Source organism: Cryobacterium luteum, assembly GCF_900110125.1.
GTDB lineage: Bacteria > Actinomycetota > Actinomycetes > Actinomycetales > Microbacteriaceae > Cryobacterium > Cryobacterium luteum.
In genome coordinates this window covers 87725-106119 of record NZ_FOCN01000004.1, presented here as the reverse complement: position 1 = coordinate 106119, position 18395 = coordinate 87725, and the positions used below count along the sequence as shown (strand labels likewise).

At 66.3% G+C, this 18395-nt stretch carries 15 protein-coding genes; 4 read left to right on the top strand and 11 right to left on the bottom strand.

Annotation, left to right across the window (positions count from 1 at the left end; translation table 11 throughout):
- The first annotated feature begins 5 nt into the window (after window positions 1-5).
- Entirely contained in the window at window positions 6-1157 is a 1152-nt protein-coding gene (locus tag BMW72_RS06190; protein ID WP_092108360.1) for an Mrp/NBP35 family ATP-binding protein, read from the top strand.
- Between the two features lie 4 nt (window positions 1158-1161).
- Here the strand turns inward: BMW72_RS06190 and ppk2 are convergent, their stop codons facing one another.
- Entirely contained in the window at window positions 1162-1986 is an 825-nt protein-coding gene (gene ppk2 / locus BMW72_RS06185) for a polyphosphate kinase 2 (protein ID WP_092108358.1), read from the bottom strand.
- Window positions 1987-2009: 23 nt separating this feature from the next.
- Window positions 2010-2399 (bottom strand): sec-independent translocase, encoded by a 390-nt coding sequence (locus BMW72_RS06180; protein WP_092108356.1) that lies wholly within the window; start codon window positions 2397-2399, stop codon window positions 2010-2012.
- An 87-nt stretch (window positions 2400-2486) separates the two neighbouring features.
- On the opposite strand from BMW72_RS06180, the gene BMW72_RS06175 reads away from it, so the two are divergent.
- On the top strand, window positions 2487-3119 hold the full coding sequence (locus BMW72_RS06175; protein ID WP_092108354.1) for an O-methyltransferase: 633 nt from the start codon (window positions 2487-2489) through the stop codon (window positions 3117-3119).
- Window positions 3120-3248: 129 nt separating this feature from the next.
- Here the strand turns inward: BMW72_RS06175 and BMW72_RS06170 are convergent, their stop codons facing one another.
- From BMW72_RS06170 to dapE, 3 genes are all read right to left on the bottom strand, one after another.
- A complete protein-coding gene (locus tag BMW72_RS06170; RefSeq protein WP_092108645.1) occupies window positions 3249-3425 on the bottom strand; it encodes a DUF3117 domain-containing protein in 177 nt (58 codons plus the stop codon).
- Window positions 3426-3518: 93 nt separating this feature from the next.
- On the bottom strand, window positions 3519-4733 hold the full coding sequence (locus BMW72_RS06165; RefSeq protein ID WP_241983894.1) for a hypothetical protein: 1215 nt from the start codon (window positions 4731-4733) through the stop codon (window positions 3519-3521).
- Window positions 4734-4747: 14 nt separating this feature from the next.
- Complete coding sequence (dapE, locus tag BMW72_RS06160; protein WP_092108352.1) at window positions 4748-5869, bottom strand: succinyl-diaminopimelate desuccinylase; 1122 nt, start codon at window positions 5867-5869, stop codon at window positions 4748-4750.
- Between the two features lie 17 nt (window positions 5870-5886).
- Between dapE and dapD the strand changes: the two genes are divergently transcribed.
- A complete protein-coding gene (dapD, locus tag BMW72_RS06155) occupies window positions 5887-6873 on the top strand; it encodes a 2,3,4,5-tetrahydropyridine-2,6-dicarboxylate N-succinyltransferase (protein ID WP_092108350.1) in 987 nt (328 codons plus the stop codon).
- An 87-nt stretch (window positions 6874-6960) separates the two neighbouring features.
- Window positions 6961-9570 (top strand): penicillin acylase family protein, encoded by a 2610-nt coding sequence (locus BMW72_RS06150; protein WP_092108348.1) that lies wholly within the window; start codon window positions 6961-6963, stop codon window positions 9568-9570.
- A gap of 445 nt (window positions 9571-10015) precedes the next feature.
- On the opposite strand, the gene BMW72_RS06145 is transcribed toward BMW72_RS06150, so the two are convergent.
- The 6 genes from BMW72_RS06145 to BMW72_RS06120 all read right to left on the bottom strand — a co-directional run bounded on the left by BMW72_RS06145 (window position 10016) and on the right by BMW72_RS06120 (window position 18288).
- Window positions 10016-12106: a DUF222 domain-containing protein gene (locus tag BMW72_RS06145; protein ID WP_092108346.1), complete on the bottom strand. Its 2091-nt coding sequence runs from the start codon at window positions 12104-12106 to the stop codon at window positions 10016-10018.
- A 325-nt stretch (window positions 12107-12431) separates the two neighbouring features.
- On the bottom strand, window positions 12432-13904 hold the full coding sequence (locus BMW72_RS06140; RefSeq protein ID WP_241983893.1) for a nitronate monooxygenase: 1473 nt from the start codon (window positions 13902-13904) through the stop codon (window positions 12432-12434).
- Between the two features lie 427 nt (window positions 13905-14331).
- Complete coding sequence (locus BMW72_RS06135; RefSeq protein WP_092108639.1) at window positions 14332-15618, bottom strand: citrate synthase; 1287 nt, start codon at window positions 15616-15618, stop codon at window positions 14332-14334.
- Between the two features lie 217 nt (window positions 15619-15835).
- Entirely contained in the window at window positions 15836-16945 is a 1110-nt protein-coding gene (gene dapC, locus BMW72_RS06130; protein WP_277871548.1) for a succinyldiaminopimelate transaminase, read from the bottom strand.
- Between the two features lie 9 nt (window positions 16946-16954).
- The gene (gene fdxA, locus BMW72_RS06125) at window positions 16955-17278 is read right to left on the bottom strand and encodes a ferredoxin (protein ID WP_092108342.1); all 324 of its coding nucleotides are present in this window, start codon (window positions 17276-17278) and stop codon (window positions 16955-16957) included.
- Window positions 17279-17337: 59 nt separating this feature from the next.
- A complete protein-coding gene (locus BMW72_RS06120; protein WP_134450362.1) occupies window positions 17338-18288 on the bottom strand; it encodes a PIG-L deacetylase family protein in 951 nt (316 codons plus the stop codon).
- Window positions 18289-18395 lie beyond the last annotated feature (107 nt).

The following is an 18395-nucleotide window of genomic DNA, read 5'->3' as shown; positions in this document are numbered from 1 at the left end:
CCGCAATGGCGTCAACACCGGACAGCATCCGCTCGCGCGTTCTCACCGCTCTGGCCACAGTGACCGACCCGGAGATTCGCAAGCCCATCACCGAGCTGGACATGGTGTCGGGGGTGACGGTGAGCGATACGGGGGTGGTGACCGTCGGCATCCGCTTGACCATTGCCGGTTGTCCGGCCGCTGCACGCATTGAGAGCGATGTTCTCGCCGCCGCCGAGGCGGTGTCGGGCGTGGGGCGCGCCAACGTCAAGGTCGCCGTCATGACGCGCGAGCAGCGCACCGCGCTCACCGAGAAGCTGCGCGGCGGCCAGGTGGAACGCAGCGTGCAGTTCGGCCCGGAGTCGCTCACCCGGGTCTACGCGATCACGAGCGGCAAGGGCGGGGTCGGTAAGTCCACCGTCACCGCGAACCTGGCCGTGGCCCTGGCCGCAGAGGGACTGCGGGTGGGCATCGTCGACGCCGACGTGCACGGTTTCAGCATTCCCGGCCTGCTCGGCCTCGTGCACGACGGCCTCGCGGTCAAACCGACCCAGGTCGGCGACATGATCCTGCCGCCGATCGCGCACAACGTGAAAGTCATCTCGATCGGCATGTTCATCGACGACGCCTCGGCCGCCGTCGCTTGGCGCGGTCCGATGCTGCACCGCACCATCAAACAGTTTCTCACTGATGTCTACTTCGGAGACCTCGACGTGCTGCTGCTCGACCTGCCGCCCGGAACCGGCGACGTTGCTATCACGGTCGGCCAGCTGCTGCCGCACGCCGAGGTCATCGTGGTGACCACCCCGCAGGCGGCGGCGGCCGATGTGGCCGAGCGCAGCGGCATCGTGGCCCGTCAGACCGGTCAGAGCGTGTTCGGCGTGATTGAAAACATGTCAGCGATGGTGCAGCCCGATGGCAGCCTGCTCGAACTGTTCGGTTCGGGCGGCGGCGCGGAGGTCGCTCGGCGTCTGTCGGTCGGCCAGACTGTGGCCGTGCCGGTACTCGCGCAGGTTCCGCTGAGCCTGGCCCTGCGCAGTGGCGGGGATGCCGGGCTGCCCGTGGTTCTCGGGGCGCCGGATGACCCCGCAGCGCGCGCCATCCTGACGCTCGCCCGCAGCATGAAGACGCGCGCCAGGGGCCTGGCCGGACTGAGCCTGGGCCTCCGGCCTCGCTAGCGCGCTACTCCTTGAGCTTGACCAGTGTCGCCGCGTGGTCGGGAACCTGGTGGTTCTCCTCGCGCGGCGGCCGCTCATAGTCCGAAGCCGGCGGGCGCGGCGGAATGTGCACCTTCGGCGGGTCGGTTTTCTCGTAGGGCACGAGCGAGAGCAGATGGCTGATCACGTTCAGCCGGCTGGCCCGCTTGTCTTCGCTTTCGACGACCCACCAGGGGGCTTCGGCGATGTCGGTGTGCACGAACATCTCGTCTTTCGCCTTGGAATAGTCCACCCATTTAGTGATCGACAGCACGTCGGTTTCGGAGAGCTTCCAGCGGCGCATCGGGTCGTTCAGCCGTGACCGAAAGCGCCGTTCCTGTTCCAGGTCCGACACCGAGAACCAGTACTTGACCAGCAGGATGCCGTCTTCGACCAGCATCCGTTCGAACAGGGGGGCCTGGTGCAGAAACCGACGGTATTCATCGCTGGTGCAGTAGCCCATGACCCGTTCGACGCCGGCCCGGTTGTACCAGGAGCGGTCCATCAGCACGATCTCACCGGTAGACGGCAGGTGATCGATATAGCGCTGAAAGTACCATTGGCCGCGCTGACGTTCGGTCGGCATCGGCAGAGCCACGATGCGGGCGACCCGAGGGTTGAGGTACTCGGTGATGCGTTTGATCGCCGAACCCTTGCCGGCGGCGTCGCGGCCCTCGAAAATCACCACGACGCGGGCACCGGATGCCTTCACCCACTGCTGCATCGTGACCAGTTCGGCCTGCAGGCGGGCCAGTTCGGCTTCGTAGACCTTCTTCTTGACGCGCACAACCGTCGGGGGGCTTTTCGACATCGGATCTCCTTTGCGAACGGGCTTCAGGTGGCCTCAGAATCGAACGGGGCCGGCTCGAGCGCGGCCAGGGCCGCCTCCCGGGCACGCTTGCGTTTCAGGTAGGCGCCCTCTGGATTGGGTTCGGCGCGAGAAATCGTCGCCGATTGTTCTTTGAGGGGGTCTTCGTCGGCGAGGGCTTCCCGGATTATGCGACGCGGGTCATACTGGCGCGGGTCCAGCTTTTTCCAGTCCAGATCGTCGAACTCCGGGCCCATTTCGTCGCGCATGCGATCCTTGGCCCCATTGGCCATGTCGCGCAACTGGCGCACGAGACGAGCGAGTTGGGCGGCGTAGTGCGGTAGTTTGTCGGGGCCGAGCAAGAAGACAGCGATAATCCCGATCAGAAGAATCTTCTCGAAAGTCAGCCCAAACATGTCCTTAGAATAACTGTCCGGCGAGGCATCCACAGACCACACGCGCCCCGGCCCTAGTCTTGACCTAATCATCTACTGGAGTTATCTGTGTCTGACATTGAATTGAACTGGAAATTCTCCGACGACTGTGTCGTGGAGTCCGAAGCCATCGCCCGAGCGCGCCAGCAATCCCTGGAGCTGGGGATCGACGCGATCGCTCCCTCGGTCGGGGCGCAATCGGCCGTTCTGGCCGCCGCCACCGGGGCACGCAGCATCCTGGAGGTCGGCACGGGAGCCGGAGTGTCGGGCATCTGGTTGCTGACCGGGGCTCCGGGCGCCACCCTCACCTCGATCGATACCGAGGTCGATCATCTGCAGCACGCGAAGGCGAATTTCACCGAGGCGAAGATTCCGGCCAACCGGGTGCGCCTGATCACCGGTAAGGCCAGCGAAGTTCTGCCACGCATGAACGAGAATTCCTACGACATCGTGTTCATCGACGCCGACCCGCAGTCGGTCATCGAATACGTCGAGCATGGCCTGCGCCTGGCCCGCCCGGGGGGAACGGTGCTCGTCGCGCACGCCCTGTGGCGCGGCCGGGTGGCCGACCCAGCCCAGCGCGACGATGTCGCAACCGGGTTCCGCACGCTGCTGACCGAAATCGCCGCGTCGAGCGCCGTGATCAGCGCGCTCTCCCCCGTTGGCGACGGGCTGCTGCAGATCACCAAGCTGCGCGCCTGACCGAACGCAGACACGCAGACACAAAGGAACGGCTGCTTTCGCAGCCGTTCCTTTGTGTTGCTGAGGGCCTTTGTGTTGCTGAGAGCCTTTGTGTCGCTGAGGCCCTTCGTATTGCTGAGGAACGCGAGGCTACTTCGCCGCGGCGACAACCCCGGCGAGTGCATCGTGAAGTTCCTTGGCCTCGGCGTCGTTCACTGAGACAACGAGGCGACCCCCACCTTCGAGCGGTACACGCACGATGATCAGGCGCCCCTCTTTTACAGCCTCCATTGGACCGTCTCCGGTCCGTGGCTTCATGGCCGCCATGAACTCCCCTTCCATTCGTCTGTGTCTGTCCATTATCGACCATCTCGGCCCGAGACGTAAATTCGAGTCAGTTTCGGGGTCGAGCGCCACTCGTTACGGTGGCGTCCAGTCGTACCCGTCCACGCCCCAGCAGATCAGCAGCCACCCCCACTGGCCGGCGATGAAGAGCAGCACGATCGACACCCGGTAGAGCCTGCTGCGCGGCAGCGCGGCCGCTCCGAGCAGCGGAAACATGGGCATGAGCAACCGAAACGTGCTCGATTGGGGGAAGAACACCGCGAGCAGGTACAGGCCGTAACTGGCCACCCACAGTCGCAGGTCCACGCCGAGCCCACGCACCGCCGGCGTGAACAGCAACACGGCACAGGCCAGGATGAGGGCGGTGACCACCACGATGCCCCACGGGCTGCCCAGCCACCAGACGCCACTCTGAAACCACGCGGTGAACGGCACCAGTTCCTGATAGCCGATGTACGGCGCCCGCCAGGCCAGCTCGGTATCGGTGTACGCCATGAGGTCGCCGGTGACCACCCCGGCCGTGATGGGCCAGGCCAGTCCCAGGAGTGCGCTGAAGACGGCGACGGATGCTGCCAGCATCCGCTCACGAGGTGCAAACGGGTCGCGGGAACGCGTGACGAAGCGATAGATCACGTGGAGGCCGAGGGCCAGGGCGAAGGCGAGGCCGCTCGGCCGGGTCAGTGCCATCACCGCGATCACCGGGAACAGCAACCAGTATCGGCGTTCGAGGAGCAGGTAAAGCGCGAGGGTCAGAAAGAACAGGTACATCGATTCCGCGTAGGCGAACTGCAGAATCGGCGACAGCGGGGCAACGCAGAACAACACGACCGAGAACAACGCCGTCGCCGGTGACTGCACTCGTATCATCAGGCGGTAGAGGAGCAGGGCGGTGCCGAGACTGAACGCGACCGACACGAACACCGCGACCGGCGCCCACGGCAGGGTGCTCAGTTCCATCAGCAGCCGGGCGAGCACCGGGTATCCGGGCATGAAGGCCCAGGCGCTCTCGCCGATCTGCCCGGCGTCGGTGACCGGCAGCACGCTCGGGTAGCCGCCGATCGCGACGATGTTGTACCAGCGGCCGTCCCACATGGTGGCGAAATCGGTGTATTTCGGACTCGCGCCGGTCCACGCGTTCGGGCCCTGCACGCTTGCCAGTACGAGCACGAGACTCGTCGTGACCAGGCGCGACAGAGCCCAGACCACGAGCACTTTGCCCCACCACGGGGTCAGCCGGTAGCGGGCGAGCCAGGCGGCCGGCAGCCGGTGCGCACGAAGTGGGCCCAACACGGGTTTCTCGGGCGTTAGCGAACGGATGCGGTCAGCCAGGCGCGCAGACCGTTCTCACACGCCGTGATCTCGGCCAGGGCCACACGTTCGTCGTCGGCGTGTGCTTTGAGCGGGTCACCGGGGCCGTAGTTGACGGCCGGAACGCCGAGGGCTGAGAAGCGGGCGACGTCGGTCCAGCCGTACTTGGGGGTGGCGACACCGCCAACGGCGTTCAAGAATTCGCGGGCGAGCGGGGCGTCGAGACCCGGCCGGGCGCCTTCGGCGCGGTCCACCACGGTGAGGTCGTAGCCGGCGAACAGTTCGCGCAGGTGGGCGACGGCCTCGTCGCCGCTGCGGCTCGGGGCGAAGCGGTAGTTGACGTGCACCATGCATTCGTCGGGGATGATGTTGCCGGCGACACCGCCGGTGATGCCGACCGCGTTGAGGCCTTCGCGGTAGACGAGGCCCTCGACTTCGACCTCGCGGGCCTGGTAGGCGGCCAGAATGTTGAGGATCGGCGCGGCCTTGTGGATGGCGTTGTCGCCGACCCAGCTGCGGGCCGAGTGCGAGCGCAGGCCGAACGTGCGAATTTCCACGCGCAGGTTGCCGTTGCACCCGCCCTCGATCCGGCTCCTGGTCGGTTCGCCGAGAATGGCGAAATCACCAGCGAACAGGTCGGGACGGTTGCGGGCAAGACGGCCGAGGCCGTTGAGGTCGTCGGAGACCTCTTCGTGGTCATACCACATCCAGGTCACGTCGACTCCTGGATCGCTCAGCTCGGCTGCGAGCTTGAGCTGCACGGCTACGCCGGCCTTCATGTCGACGGTGCCGCGGCCCCAGAGATACTCGGTGCCGTCGATCGTCTCGTAGCGGGTGGGCAGGTTGTCGTTGAGCGGTACGGTGTCGATGTGACCGGCGATGACGACCCGCTGGGCACGACCGAGGTTGGTGCGGGCGACGATGGTGTCGCCGTCGCGCATGATCTCGAGGTGGTCGAAACCTTGCAGGGCGGCGACGATCGCGTCGGCGAGGTCGGTCTCAGCGCCCGAAACCGACTCCATGTCGCAGATCTGCCTGGTTAGTTCGATGGACGTGGCCGTCAGGTCAAGCACGGTGAGTGGTGCGGGAGCGCTGGGGTCCGGAGTCGAAGAAGTCACCCTACTAATCTAGAGGTATGCCCTCCGTTGTTTCCGAAAACGCCCTGCCCGCCGTATCAACCCAGGCCTGGGGGTATGGTCTCGCGACTATCGCCGTTGACGGCACCGTGCTCGACACCTGGTTTCCGTCCCCGGCACTCGGTGCGCTGCCGACCGGGCGGGATCGCTGGATTGTTCCCGCCTCTCTCAGCGAAGCGGCTGGCGACGATGCCCGCCGCGCGGTGCGCCTCGAAGCGGTCACGGTGGAGATCACCCTGACTGCGGCGCCGGCCAGTACCTCGGATGCCTATCTGCGCCTGCACCTGCTCTCCCACCTTCTGGTTCTGCCGAACAGCATCAACCTCGACGGCATTTTCGCGCACCTGCCCACCGTGGTCTGGACCAATGCCGGCCCGATGCTGCCGGTCGACTTCGCCCGCCTGCGCCCGGCCCTGCAACGCGCCGGCATCCAGGCGAGCGGCGTCGACAAATTCCCGCCGCTGCTCGACTACGTCGTACCGGCCGGTGTGAGAATAGCGGATGCCTCCCGGGTGCGGCTCGGCGCCCACCTCGCCCCCGGCACCACCGTGATGCACGAAGGGTTCGTCAACTTCAACGCCGGAACCCTCGGCTCCTCCATGGTCGAGGGCCGGATCTCGCAGGGCGTCGTGGTCGGTGACGGCGCGGATATCGGTGGCGGGGCATCCATTATGGGCACCCTCTCCGGCGGCGGCACCCAGCGGATTTCGATCGGCGCGCGTGCCCTGCTCGGCGCCAACTCCGGTGTCGGCATCGCGATCGGCGACGACAGCGTCGTTGAGGCCGGGCTCTACGTCACGGCCGGCACCAAGGTTGTTCTGGTTGGCGAACCCCGACTCACCGACGGCACGTTCGCGACGGTGAAGGCGGTCGAGCTCTCCGGCGTGCCGAACCTGCTGTTTCGCCGAAATTCCGTCTCGGGCGCCGTCGAGGTACTCGCCCGCAGCGGCAGCGGAATAACGCTGAACGCCGCGCTGCACGCGTAACACCCGCACCGGATGTCGGTGGGTTCCGCTAGCATCCGGGTAGCGGCATCCGCTTGGTAGGGATCGCGCAATTCACGAGGGAGTGATGTGGGCACCGACGCACCGCGCAGCAAGGGGCACCGACGGGTTCGGCGGTTATTGATCGCGCTCGCGGTCGTGGCCGGCCTGGTCCTGGTCACCGCGGGGCTCGGAGTATGGACGGTCACTCGGTCGTTCCCGACGCTCGCGGGCACCGTCGACATCGCGGGACTGACCGACCAGGTCACCGTCGTTCGTGACTCGGCGGGAATTCCGCAGATCACGGCGAAGACCGCGGCCGACCTGTTCATTGCGCAGGGCTATGTGCATGCCCAGGACCGGTTCTGGGAGATGGACTTTCGCCGCCACGTCACGAGCGGCCGATTGTCGGAGCTGTTCGGCGAGAGCCAGGTCGGTACCGACACGTTTGTGCGCACGCTTGGTTGGCGGGCCGTCGCCGAGCAGGAAGTCGCCCTGCTCGACCCGGTCACGCTCGGCTATTACCAGGCCTACGCCGACGGAGTGAACGCCTACCTCGACACCCATCGGGGCGCCGACCTGTCGCTCGAGTACGCGGTGTTAAGCGTGCAGAATCCCGGCTACGAGGTAGAACCGTGGACCCCGGCCGACTCGGTGGCGTGGTTGAAGGCCATGGCCTGGGATCTGCGGTCCAACCTCGACGATGAGATCGACCGGGCCCTGCTGTCGACGACACTCACCCCCGCCGAGGTGACCCAGCTGCACCCCGATTATCCGGTCGGCCAGCACCCCACCATCACCGGCACTCAGGCGGTCACCGCGCCGTCAGCCGGTGCACCCGCCGCCGAACGGAGCCTCGATGTAACGGATACGCCCGCCGCCCTGGTCGACCCCGACACCTATACCCAGGCTCTCGGTGAGCTGCGCGCTTCGCTCAGCTCTGTTCCCGAACTGCTCGGACCGGCCGGCGGTGAGATCGGCTCCAATTCGTGGGTGGTCTCCGGTGCACTCACCGACACCGGGCTGCCCCTGCTGGCCAATGATCCGCACCTCGGACCGGCTCTGCCCTCGGTTTGGTATCAGGTGGGGCTGCGCTGTCAGTCAATCAGCGAGGAGTGCCCGTTCGACGTTGCCGGGTACAGCTTTTCGGGTATGCCCGGCGTCATTATCGGTCACACCGAGCGTATTGCCTGGGGCTTCACCAACCTCGGCCCCGATGTCGCCGACCTCTACATCGAAAAGGTCACGGGCGAGAGCTACGAATTCGACGGTGTCGCCAAACCGCTGCTGCTGCGCGACGAGAAGATCTCCGTCGCCGGCGGTGACGACGTGAAGATCGAGATTCGATCGACCGAACATGGCCCGCTCCTGAGCGGCTTCGAGGGCACCGTCTACCCGCAGATCGCGAGCGATTTTCCCGAGGCTGCGCAACTTCCTCCGGCCCCGGAAGCAGCGGCGGGCACACCACCGACCACGTATGAGCTGTCCCTGCAGTGGACGGCTCTGACGCCGGGCCGTACGGCATCCGCTATCTTCGCCCTGAACCGGGCGACCGACTTCACCAGTTTTCGCGCAGCGGCCGCCCTGTTCGACGTACCGGCGCAAAACCTCACCTACGCCGACGTTGAGGGCAATATTGGCTACCAGGCGCCGGGGCTCATCCCCATTCGGGCCAGCGGCAACGGCACCCTGCCCGTGCCGGGCTGGACCAGCCAGTACGGCTGGGCCGGCTACATTCCCTTCGACGCCCTGCCGAGCACGTTCAACCCGCCGAGCGGATACATCGTCACGGCCAACAACGCGGCCGCCGACCCCGGGAATCCCTACCTGCTGACCGCCGACTGGGACCTGGGCTACCGGGCGAATCAGATCACGGCCCGGTTGAACGAACTGATCGCCGCGAAAACCCCGCTGACAGCGGAGTTGATGAGCGACATTCAGGCTGACAATTACAGTGCCATCGCGGCTGCTCTCGTTCCGGCCCTGCAGCAGGTGCGCCTGGGCGGTGACGCCGCCGAGGCGCAGAAGCTGCTCGATGGCTGGGACTATCAGGTCGACGCCGACAGCGCGGCGGCCGCCTATTTCAACGTGATCTGGCGCACGCTCCTGCACGATATGTTCACCGGCAAGATCGATGATGGAGCGGCTCTCACGGGCGGCGACCGCGCCTTCTCGGTGGTCACGAGCCTGCTCGGGCAGCCCGATTCCCCATGGTGGTCTAACCCGGCCTATGGCACTGTCGGGCAAGAGAGCATGCTGCGGCGGGTGATGACGAATGCGGCGAAGGAGGCCACCGATCTGATGGGCTCAAACCCGACCGCCTGGCAGTGGGGTAGCATCCACACGCTGGAGCTGAAGAATGCCAGCTTTGGCGAATCGGGCATTGCACCGCTGGAGTGGCTGTTCAACCGCGGCCCGTATGAGCTCGCCGGAGGTTCAGCCGTCGTCAACGCGGTGGGTTGGGATGCGACCCAGGGGTATCAGGTGGACTGGGTACCGTCGATGCGGCAGGTGATCAGCCTGGAAAACTTCGACGACTCCACCTGGATCAACCTCACCGGAGCATCCGGTCACGCCTTCCACTCCAACTACACCGATCAGGCACCGCTCTGGCGTGACCATGAGACCCGCCCGTGGTTGTTCACTCCGGCTGCCATCAACGAGAACGCGTCCAACACCTTGACCCTCGAGCCCGCCTAACGTCAATGGAGCGGCAGCGCCAGCTTGCTAGTAAGTTATATGGGATTGTAGTAATCCGGTCTATGGTGTGCGCACGCGAATTCCGCCGCGTCGCGCCGTCGTCGCAGCCAACGAACCCACCGTGCTCGTCGCCGAAGACTGCAACACCAACCCCCGCGGACCCGGTTGCTGACCACGGCCGCGCCGGCCAAAAAAGATCCAAGCTGAGGATCGTTTGCAAAGACACTACTATTCAGACTCGTTGCCCGTGAAAGCAGATGTGCTTTCGAAAACTACGGTGCACTCCTCACGGAAGCAAACGTGCATCTCACGGGCGCCCTGAAGCGGGCGGCTCTGTCTCTGGTCGTGGCAATCCGCTGGTCGAGCACGTCGGGACCGCTATATCCGAACGTGCCGCTGACTAGGGAACAGGCAGTGGATTTCTCGGGCGCAGCAACCCGGTGCATCACTGCGGCGAGTCAAGCAGGAGCGGCTCCAGCATGAGCGGGTTCTTGCTGGGCAGGGCGATGAGCGTCTGCGCCGGGTCGATTTCGACGGCGGGTTGCAGCCAGTATTCGTCGTCTCGGAGCAGGATTTTCCAGTGTCGGTTGTGGAGCAGTAGGTGGTGCAGGGCGCAGAGCAGAATCGCCTGGTCGATGTTGGAAAGTCCCTGTTCGGCCCAGTTTTCGAGGTGGTGCGCTTCGGTCCAGGAGGGTGGTCGGTCGCAGTCGGGCCAGCGGCAGCCGCCGTCGCGCACGGCGAGGGCTCGGCGTTGTTCCCGGTTGAACAGGCGTTGGTCTCGTCCCATGTTGAGGGGTTGCCCGGCCTGGTCGAACAGGATGCCGAGATAGCCGGAGTCGCACAAATGTCGGGCAATGGTCTCCACTGAAACCGGTGCCGGGTTGCCCTCGAGATAGCCGAACGACCCTCTAGTCCCGGCACCCGCCAACGTTTCAGTGGGTGTAGCACCCCCGGTGCTCCCGGTGCTTCCGCTGGTTCCGCTGGTTCCGCTGGTTCCGGTAATTCCAGTGGTTCCGGTAATTCCAGTGGTTCCGGTAATTCCAGTGGTTCCGGTAATTCCGGTAATTCCGGTGGTTCCGGTCGTTCCGGTCGTTCCGGTCGTTCCGGTCGTCCCGGTCGTTCCGGTCGTTCCGGTCGTCCCGGTCGTTCCGCTGGTTGTGTTGGTGTCGGTGATTCCGGTGATCCCGGTGGTTGCGGCTGTTCCGGTCGCGGTGCGCTCGGCAGGTTTCGTCGGTGTCGGTGTCGCGCTGCTCGGTGAGGGGGTGCGGGCATCCGCTGTGGCGACTGGCGCGGCCGGGGCAGGGATGGTGGTGGGGCGGTCGTGCTCGGTCACGATGACCTGCACGACCGGGCGACGACCACCGAACAGCGTGTTCGGATCGGCGTCGGCGCCGAGCTTGAGCAGCTGAGTGAAGGAATCCGCGGCAATCTGATCCACCGTGCGCGGGTCGTCCTTGACGCTCTGCGCCCACGCTGCCCGCTGCGGGTCGACGAACCGTACTCCGCCGCGGCGCGGGCTGGTCAGCGCGTCGTAGGTCGCGATCCACAATTCGCCCTGCTCCGGCGGCAACAGCGCGTGCAGCGTCACCATGCCATCGGCCCGACGCCACAGCGACCAGGTCGTGTCGTCCCGGGCCTGCTTCTCCCGCGCCAGAATGCCCGCCGCGTCCAGTTCGTCACGCAGCCGGCGGGCGCGTTTGTAGGCCTGCTCGGTATTCAGCGCCGGAGCCTCCGCCAGCAGCACCTGCAGGGCGGCGGTGAGTTTCTTCGCGGTGATCGCCTGGTCCAGGGTGCCCAGGCCGCGCAGCAGGGCGTCACCGACACCGGGCGAGAAGATGCCGGCCGCGACAGCGTGCACGATCGGCGCCTGCCACGGCACCACCACCACCTCGACCAGCGGCGTCGGCAGCGTCACCGCGACCGGCGGGACGACCGGGACGACCCGGACGACCGGCCCGACCGGGCGGGGCACGGCCTCCGGCAGCGGAAGGTCGGGGTGCAGCTCGGCCCAGGCCGCGGCCCGATCCGCTTCCCGGGCCTCCCACTGGGCGGCTTCCCAGTCGGCCTGCCGTTGCGCCTGAGCCCCAGCGAGAGCCGCCGCGTCCAACGCTTCCGCGGCAGCAACAGCGGCGGCCGCAGCCGCCGCGTCGGCCGCGGCCTGCGCGACCCGCTGCGCCTCTCGGGCCTCGGCCGCCCGGCGTTCGGCCATCTCGGTCTCCCGCATCAGCACGCCGACCGCGAGCAGCCGGCCCGCCTCGATACGGCTCAGGCCGGTCGCGTGCTGCACCATCAGCGTGGGGTTGCCAAACCCGTGCCGCGCTGCCAGGCCGGACTGGCCCAGCCGTGGCCGGGACCGCTCAGCGATCGTGCCCGCCAGCAACGCCGCCGCCGTATTCGTCAACCGCAACAGCGCGGCGATCGGACCCCGAGCGGCGAGCACCTCGGCATCACTCAAACCGGCGAACTCGGCGCTGGACCCGCCGAGCGCGGCCACAACGACCGCCGCCCGGGTGAGCTCCAATGCCAGGTTGTTCATGATTCAACTCAACACCCGACCACCGACACGAGCAAATGTCACGTTCACTGGCGCTAAACCGGGCAAAACCAACAGGGAGTCCCCCAGAGGATGCTTTGACGCCGTTTCCGCCGCAAGCGACGGGCCTTCACCGCGACACCGGATCGCACCTCGACTCCGATCGCGGATCGATCGCCCCGCGGGCGCAACAGCCAGATGACAGTGGCGTCAAACGTTCAGCGCCGCTCATTCATCGAAGGAAAGGCTCGTGGCCCACGACGAGTCGCCTGGCTATCCCCGGTGGGGGGCGAGATTGGTCCCGAGCGAGGGTGGGTGGCTGTCCGAATCAGGCCTCGAGGTACGCCACGGCTTCGGCGGCAGACCAGCCGTCCGGGTACCGGGCGCGCAGGGCCATGACCCCAACCAAATCGGTGCCGAGAGTGACCAGCGGCACCTCCCGGTATCCGTCGCGCCGAGTCTGGCCGAGACTCACGTTGGCCAGCAGAGCGTTGCACAGGCACTTACGGCCGGCAGCCTCTTCACTGGAGCCGCCCTTGCGCACAAAAGTCGCGACCGGTTCCGCCGGGCACCGATAACCGATCACTCCCGGCGTGCGTTCGTAGGGCACCCGCAGGTATCCGAGGTCGCAGAGCCGCGGTCGCTCTTCGTACAGGGTGTCATCCGACAGGGTTTCGGGCAACGTCGCGACTTTGAAGGGGAATCCCGTCGAAGAGGCTAGCGGGTCGGTGCGAATCTGCAGCCCGGGGCCGTCGATTTCACCGAGCAGCTGTGCCCGCAGGGTCTCATCAAGGCCGGACTCGGCAGCGAGGGCGAACAGTGTGCCGACCTGCACGCCCGCAGCACCGAGCGCGAGGGCTTCCCGAACCCGGTCGGGGGTGCCGTAACCGCCGGCGACCCAGAATGGCAGGCCGACCGCAGCGACCTTGGCCAGGTCAGCGTCGTCCCGGGGGCCGTAGACCGGCTGGCCGTCATCGTCGAGGGAACCGCGCCCGCGTGGCGGTGCGTTATGCCCCCCGGCTCGTGGGCCTTCGATGACGAAGCCGTCAGGGCGGGTCGACTCCTCGCGAGTCAGGTACACGGCGAGCACATGAGCGGCGACGATGGCCAAGAACCGGGGCCGGTGTAACGGCGGCAGCTGCCCGCCGATCAGTGCTTGTGGGTTGAACTCGACGGAATAGCGGGTGGTCGAGTTCTCGACGTGCAGATCGAGCGACCGGGTCTCGTGCTCGGCCAGCCCGGTGAGCAGTGCGGGAATCTCGGCCGGGATTCCCGCCCCCATCAGCACGTAGTCGACACCGGCCAGCATGGCTCCGTAGGCCGCGCTCGGTGTGGCCAGCTGCACCTTTTCGAGAAAGTTGATTCCGACCAGGCCGTCATGGCCCTCCTTGGCCAGCCAGACCTCGACGAAGTTCGCCACGACAGAGAGTTCCAGCGATTTCACGAGCGGATGCTGGCTGGGCTTGGCGATCGGAAGATACGGAATTTCCGGGCCGCGACCGCCGGCGCGAAAGTACTTGCGCAGCACCCGGTCGGCGAGGGCCGACACCGGAAAGTGCTCGAGGGCGCGGCGCACGTGTCCGCCCTGGTCGCCGTCCTGCAGGCGTCGCGCGATGACGGTGTCGAGGGCGGTGCCGCTGACGACGCCGAGCTGCCCGGTCTTCGACACAGCACGGGCGAGCTCCCACGACGAGACACCGACGCCCATGCCGCCCTGAATGATCGTCGGCAGCGTCCGTGAGGAACGCAGAATCGGGGCTGTTGCGAGTGTCGCGGAGGCGGTCGTCTCGAGCAGAGTCATGGCGAACCTTTCGGTTACGGACACCACGGCTAGGAGCCCTCACCCAGCGTATTCCCGTGCATATTCCGCCTCGCGAATACATTCCGGGAAACCCCCGGGCATCTCTTGAGCGGCGGCAGCACCCATCCTGCGACGCACCGGCCGAGACCGCACCGGCGACACACCTCGACCAGGGTCTGGGGCAGATCTCTCGGGTACACCGGTTGCCTCGGTGTGACGCGGCCTGGTGCGCACCGCCGGGAACCCGAACGGATGCGTGCGGGCGGTCTGCGGTGACCCGCCGGGCATCCGCTTTCGCGGTACCGCACGGTGTCAGACCAACCCCGACCGCATCCGGGCACGGCCTCGACGCGTCCATGGCATAGACATGGCATGTCCATGGCACGTCCATGGAGCGAGCCGTCCGACGGCCGCGTCGACGTGGCTGTTAGCGCACCGGGTAGTCGCGGGCCGGGGACCCCACGTAGAGCTGCTGTGGGCGGCCGATCTTGGTAGCCGGGTCCTCGTTCATTTCACGCCAGTGCGCGACCCAGCCGGGCAGACGGCCGATCGCGAAGAGCACGGTGAACATGCGCGTCGGAAAGCCCATCGCCTTGTAGATGACTCCGGTGTAGAAGTCGACGTTGGGGTACAGGCGACGTTCCTTGAAGTAGTCGTCGTTGAGCGCGATGTGCTCGAGCTCCTGTGCGATGTCGAGCAGGTCGTCCTGCACGCCGAGGGCGGCGAGCACTTCGTGGGCACTCTCCTTGACCAAGGTGGCACGCGGGTCGTAGTTCTTGTAGACCCGGTGGCCGAAGCCCATGAGCTTCACGCCCTGCTCCTTGTTCTTCACCCGTTCGACATACTTCTCGACGCCCTGACCGGAGGCCTGGATCTCACCGAGCATCGACAGCACGGCTTCGTTGGCGCCGCCGTGCAGCGGGCCGAACAGAGCGTTGATGCCGGACGAGACCGACGCGAACAGGTTGGCCTCGGTCGAACCGACGAGGCGCACCGTTGACGTGGACGCGTTCTGCTCATGGTCTTCGTGCAGCATGAGCAGGCGTTCGAGCGCCTTGCTGACGACCGGGTTGACCTCATACGGCTCGGCCATGTTGCCGAAGTTGAGCTTGAGAAAATTGTCGACGAAGCTCAGGGAGTTGTCGGGGTAGAGAAATGCCTGGCCGACGCTCTTCTTGTGGGCGTAAGCGGCCATGACCGGCAACTTCGCCAGCAGCCGAATGGTCGAAATTTCGACCTGTTCCGGGTCCTTCGGGTCGAGCGAGTCCTGGTAGAACGTCGACAGCGCCGAGACACCGGAGGCGAGCACGCTCATCGGGTGCGCCTTGTGCGGCAGCGAATCAAAGAACCGTCGCATGTCTTCGTGCAACAGCGTGTGGTGACGGATGCGATCGTCAAAGTTGGCGAGTTCGCTCGCGCTGGGCAGCTCACCGTAGATGAGCAGCCAGGCGGTCTCGAGAAAGTTCGAGTTTTGGGCGATCTGCTCGATCGGATACCCGCGATAGCGCAGGATGCCGGCATCGCCGTCGATGTAGGTGATCGCGGAGCGCGTCGCCGCGGTGTTCACGAAACCGTAGTCCAGCGTGGTGAGGCCGGTCTTCTTGGTCAGTGTGGAGATGTCGATGCTCGACACGCCGTCCACACTGGTCAGGATGGGGAACTCTGCGCTCCCGCCGGGAAAGGTGAGGGTGACCTTGTTGGGGTCAGCGCTCATCGGTGCGCCGGATGTTGTCTGCTGCGCGACGTCGGTCACGGAGCCTCCTCGGGTATCACTGCCGGATGAAATGTGGCGACGCGTCACTGAGCCGGCCAGGTGTACAACTGCTGTGGTCGAATCTGTCGCGACTACAGCCTAATCGGCCAGACCGCCTACTGTTGCATCAGCTAAGAGTTCGGGCGGTTCGTTGGTGGAAGTCCACAGTGACGACCCCCTACTCGGGGCTGGCACGAAGGCGTGCGGCTGCGGCAGCAATGCGTTCGTCGGTCGCCGTGAGCGAGAACCGCACGTGTTGCGGGTAAACATCGCCGTAAAACGGACCGGGTCCGGCCAGAATTCCGCGGGAGGCGAGCCGTTCGATGGATTCCCACGCCGGTCGTTCTTCCGTGGCCCAGAGGTAGAGACCGGCCTCGCTCCGGTCGATGCGAAAACCGGCTTGCTCGAGGGCTGGTCGCAGCACGTCACGTCGGGCCCGGTAGCGCTTTTTCTGCACTGCAACGTGCTCGTCGTCGTCGAGGGCGGCGATCATCGCCTCCTGCAGCGGCGCCGGAAGCATGAGCCCCGCATGTTTGCGTACGGTCAGCAGGCGCCCGAGAACGCCGCCGCAGCCGGCCGCGAAGGCCGCGCGATAGCCTGCCATGTTGGACTGCTTGCTGAGTGAGTAGATCGCCACAATGTTGCGTCGGTCGCCCTCGATCACGCGTGGGTCGAGGATGCTGGGGATCGGTTCGGTATCCCACGGGGAATCCCAGCCGAGTTCGGCATAGCATTCGTCGCTGACGATGACGGCGTCGAGTTGCCGCGCGCGGGCGACGGCCGTCCGCAGCTCGTCCACCGACAGCACCCGGCCATCCGGGTTTCCGGGGCTGTTCAGCCAGATCAGCCCGGTCGATTCCGGCCATTCGGCCGGATCATCGGACGCCAGGGACGTGGCGCCGGCGATTGCGGCCCCAATCGCGTACGTCGGGTACGCGGCCAGCGGATGCACGATCGTGTCGCCCTCGCCGAGGCCGAGCATGAACGGCATGAGTGCGACGAGCTCCTTGGAGCCGATCGTGGGCAACACGTTTTTCGGCTGCAGGCCGGTGACACCGCGACGGCGGGCATACCAGGCAATAATCGCCTGCTGCAGGGCGGGCGTACCGACAGTTTGCGGGTAGGCGTGGGCATCCGAAGACGTGCGCAGCGCCTGCTGCACCACCTCGGGGGTGGCATCGACCGGTGAACCGATCGACAGGTCGACGATTCCGTCCGGGTGCTGCCTCGCCTGCGTGGCAAAGGGGACCATCTGATCCCAGGGGTAGTCCGGAAGCGGCTTCAACACGAAATTTGCTTAGTGCGCAGCCTGCGGCGGCAGTGCGGAGATGACGGGGTGGTCCTTGGCGAGTACGCCGATCTTGGCCGCGCCGCCCGGGGAGCCGAGGTCGTCGAAGAATTCGACGTTGGCTTTGTAGTAGTCGGCCCACTGTTCGGGCAGGTCATCTTCGTAGTAGATGGCCTCGACCGGGCAAACCGGTTCGCAGGCTCCGCAGTCGACGCACTCGTCCGGGTGGATATAGAGGGAGCGTTCGCCCTCATAAATGCAGTCCACCGGGCATTCGTCGATGCAGGCACGATCTTTCACATCAACGCAGGGCAGAGCGATCACATACGTCACAGGCTGGGGATTCCCTTCGAGAGCGGACTCCTGATTCTACGCCCCCCGGTCGTGACCCCTTATCGGCCGCGCGGCGGCAGCTTCGGCCAGGCCAGCACGAACGCCGCGATGAGCGCCGGCACGACAGTCCACAGGGTTCCTGGCAGGCCGGCCGGCACGAGTACCGACCCGCCCGAGCCCCGCAGCGACAGCACGAAAATGGTCAGGAGCAACCCGGCGGCAGCCAAGCCCACCACGAACCGGTCCCGCACCACGAGGCGCAGTCCGAGCAACAGCGCACCGATCCCGATAAACGCGATGGTCAGGCCGATCGGCAGCGCTACTCCGAACAGAGTCAGGGTGGCCTGGTGCGCGATGGTGCCCAGCACACCGAAGAAGATGCCCAGCAGCAGCCCCCCGAGACCAACCAGCGATCGGTTCGTGAGCGTGGGGCGGGCGGGCGCGGCCGGCGGCGGGAGGGCCGGGCGCGGGGCATCCGCTCGCTGATACGTTTCGGTGTCGGTGATCAGGGCGGTGCTGCCGTCGGCGAGGGTGCGGGTGCGTTCGTTCAGGCTCCAGCGCGCGGGAAAACGCCCGAGCGCGCGCAGCTTGGGCGCGAGGTGATCGCCGATATCGATTGCCACCAAGCGCTGACCGGGCGCCTGACGCACCGTGCGAGCCAGGAAAACAGGCAGGCCGACCTCGTGCGCTGCGGCCGTCACGGAGCCTCGCAGATCGTCATCCACGGCGCCGACGACAACGGCGGTCGCGTCCAGGTGCTCGATGGCCGCGTCGACGGCCGTGGTGATTTCAGCCGGGGTGCCCGGTGCCAGGCGGTACCAGCTGCGCGCACCCAGATCGACCAACGCCGCGGAGGCTGCGGCGGCATCCGCTTCGTCGACGTCTGCGGCATAGAGCACGACGACCCGCGCCCCATCGGCGCGCAGCCGGGCGATGGTACCGCCGGTGAGCGCCGCTTCGTCACCGGGACGGGCGTGCACAAACAGGATTCGCTCGCCGCTGCCGGACATGACCATGGGCTGACGCACCGTTTCTGCTCAGTTGTCGTACTGGGTGATCTCTCGGCCCAACTGACATCATAACTAGACACCATCGTGGCATTGGGGCTAGAGTCGGC

Excerpts from the sequence above, each read along its gene's own strand:
- BMW72_RS06190 (WP_092108360.1), top strand. The coding sequence starts at position 6 with ATGGCGTCAACACCGGACAGCATCCGCTCGCGCGTTCTCACCGCTCTG.
- ppk2 (WP_092108358.1), bottom strand. The coding sequence starts at position 1,986 with ATGTCGAAAAGCCCCCCGACGGTTGTGCGCGTCAAGAAGAAGGTCTAC.
- BMW72_RS06180 (WP_092108356.1), bottom strand. The coding sequence starts at position 2,399 with ATGTTTGGGCTGACTTTCGAGAAGATTCTTCTGATCGGGATTATCGCT.
- BMW72_RS06170 (WP_092108645.1), bottom strand. The coding sequence starts at position 3,425 with ATGGCGGCCATGAAGCCACGGACCGGAGACGGTCCAATGGAGGCTGTA.
- dapD (WP_092108350.1), top strand. The coding sequence starts at position 5,887 with ATGCCCTCCGTTGTTTCCGAAAACGCCCTGCCCGCCGTATCAACCCAG.
- BMW72_RS06145 (WP_092108346.1), bottom strand. The coding sequence starts at position 12,106 with ATGAACAACCTGGCATTGGAGCTCACCCGGGCGGCGGTCGTTGTGGCC.
- BMW72_RS06140 (WP_241983893.1), bottom strand. The coding sequence starts at position 13,904 with ATGACTCTGCTCGAGACGACCGCCTCCGCGACACTCGCAACAGCCCCG.
- BMW72_RS06135 (WP_092108639.1), bottom strand. The coding sequence starts at position 15,618 with ATGAGCGCTGACCCCAACAAGGTCACCCTCACCTTTCCCGGCGGGAGC.
- BMW72_RS06120 (WP_134450362.1), bottom strand. The coding sequence starts at position 18,288 with ATGTCCGGCAGCGGCGAGCGAATCCTGTTTGTGCACGCCCGTCCCGGT.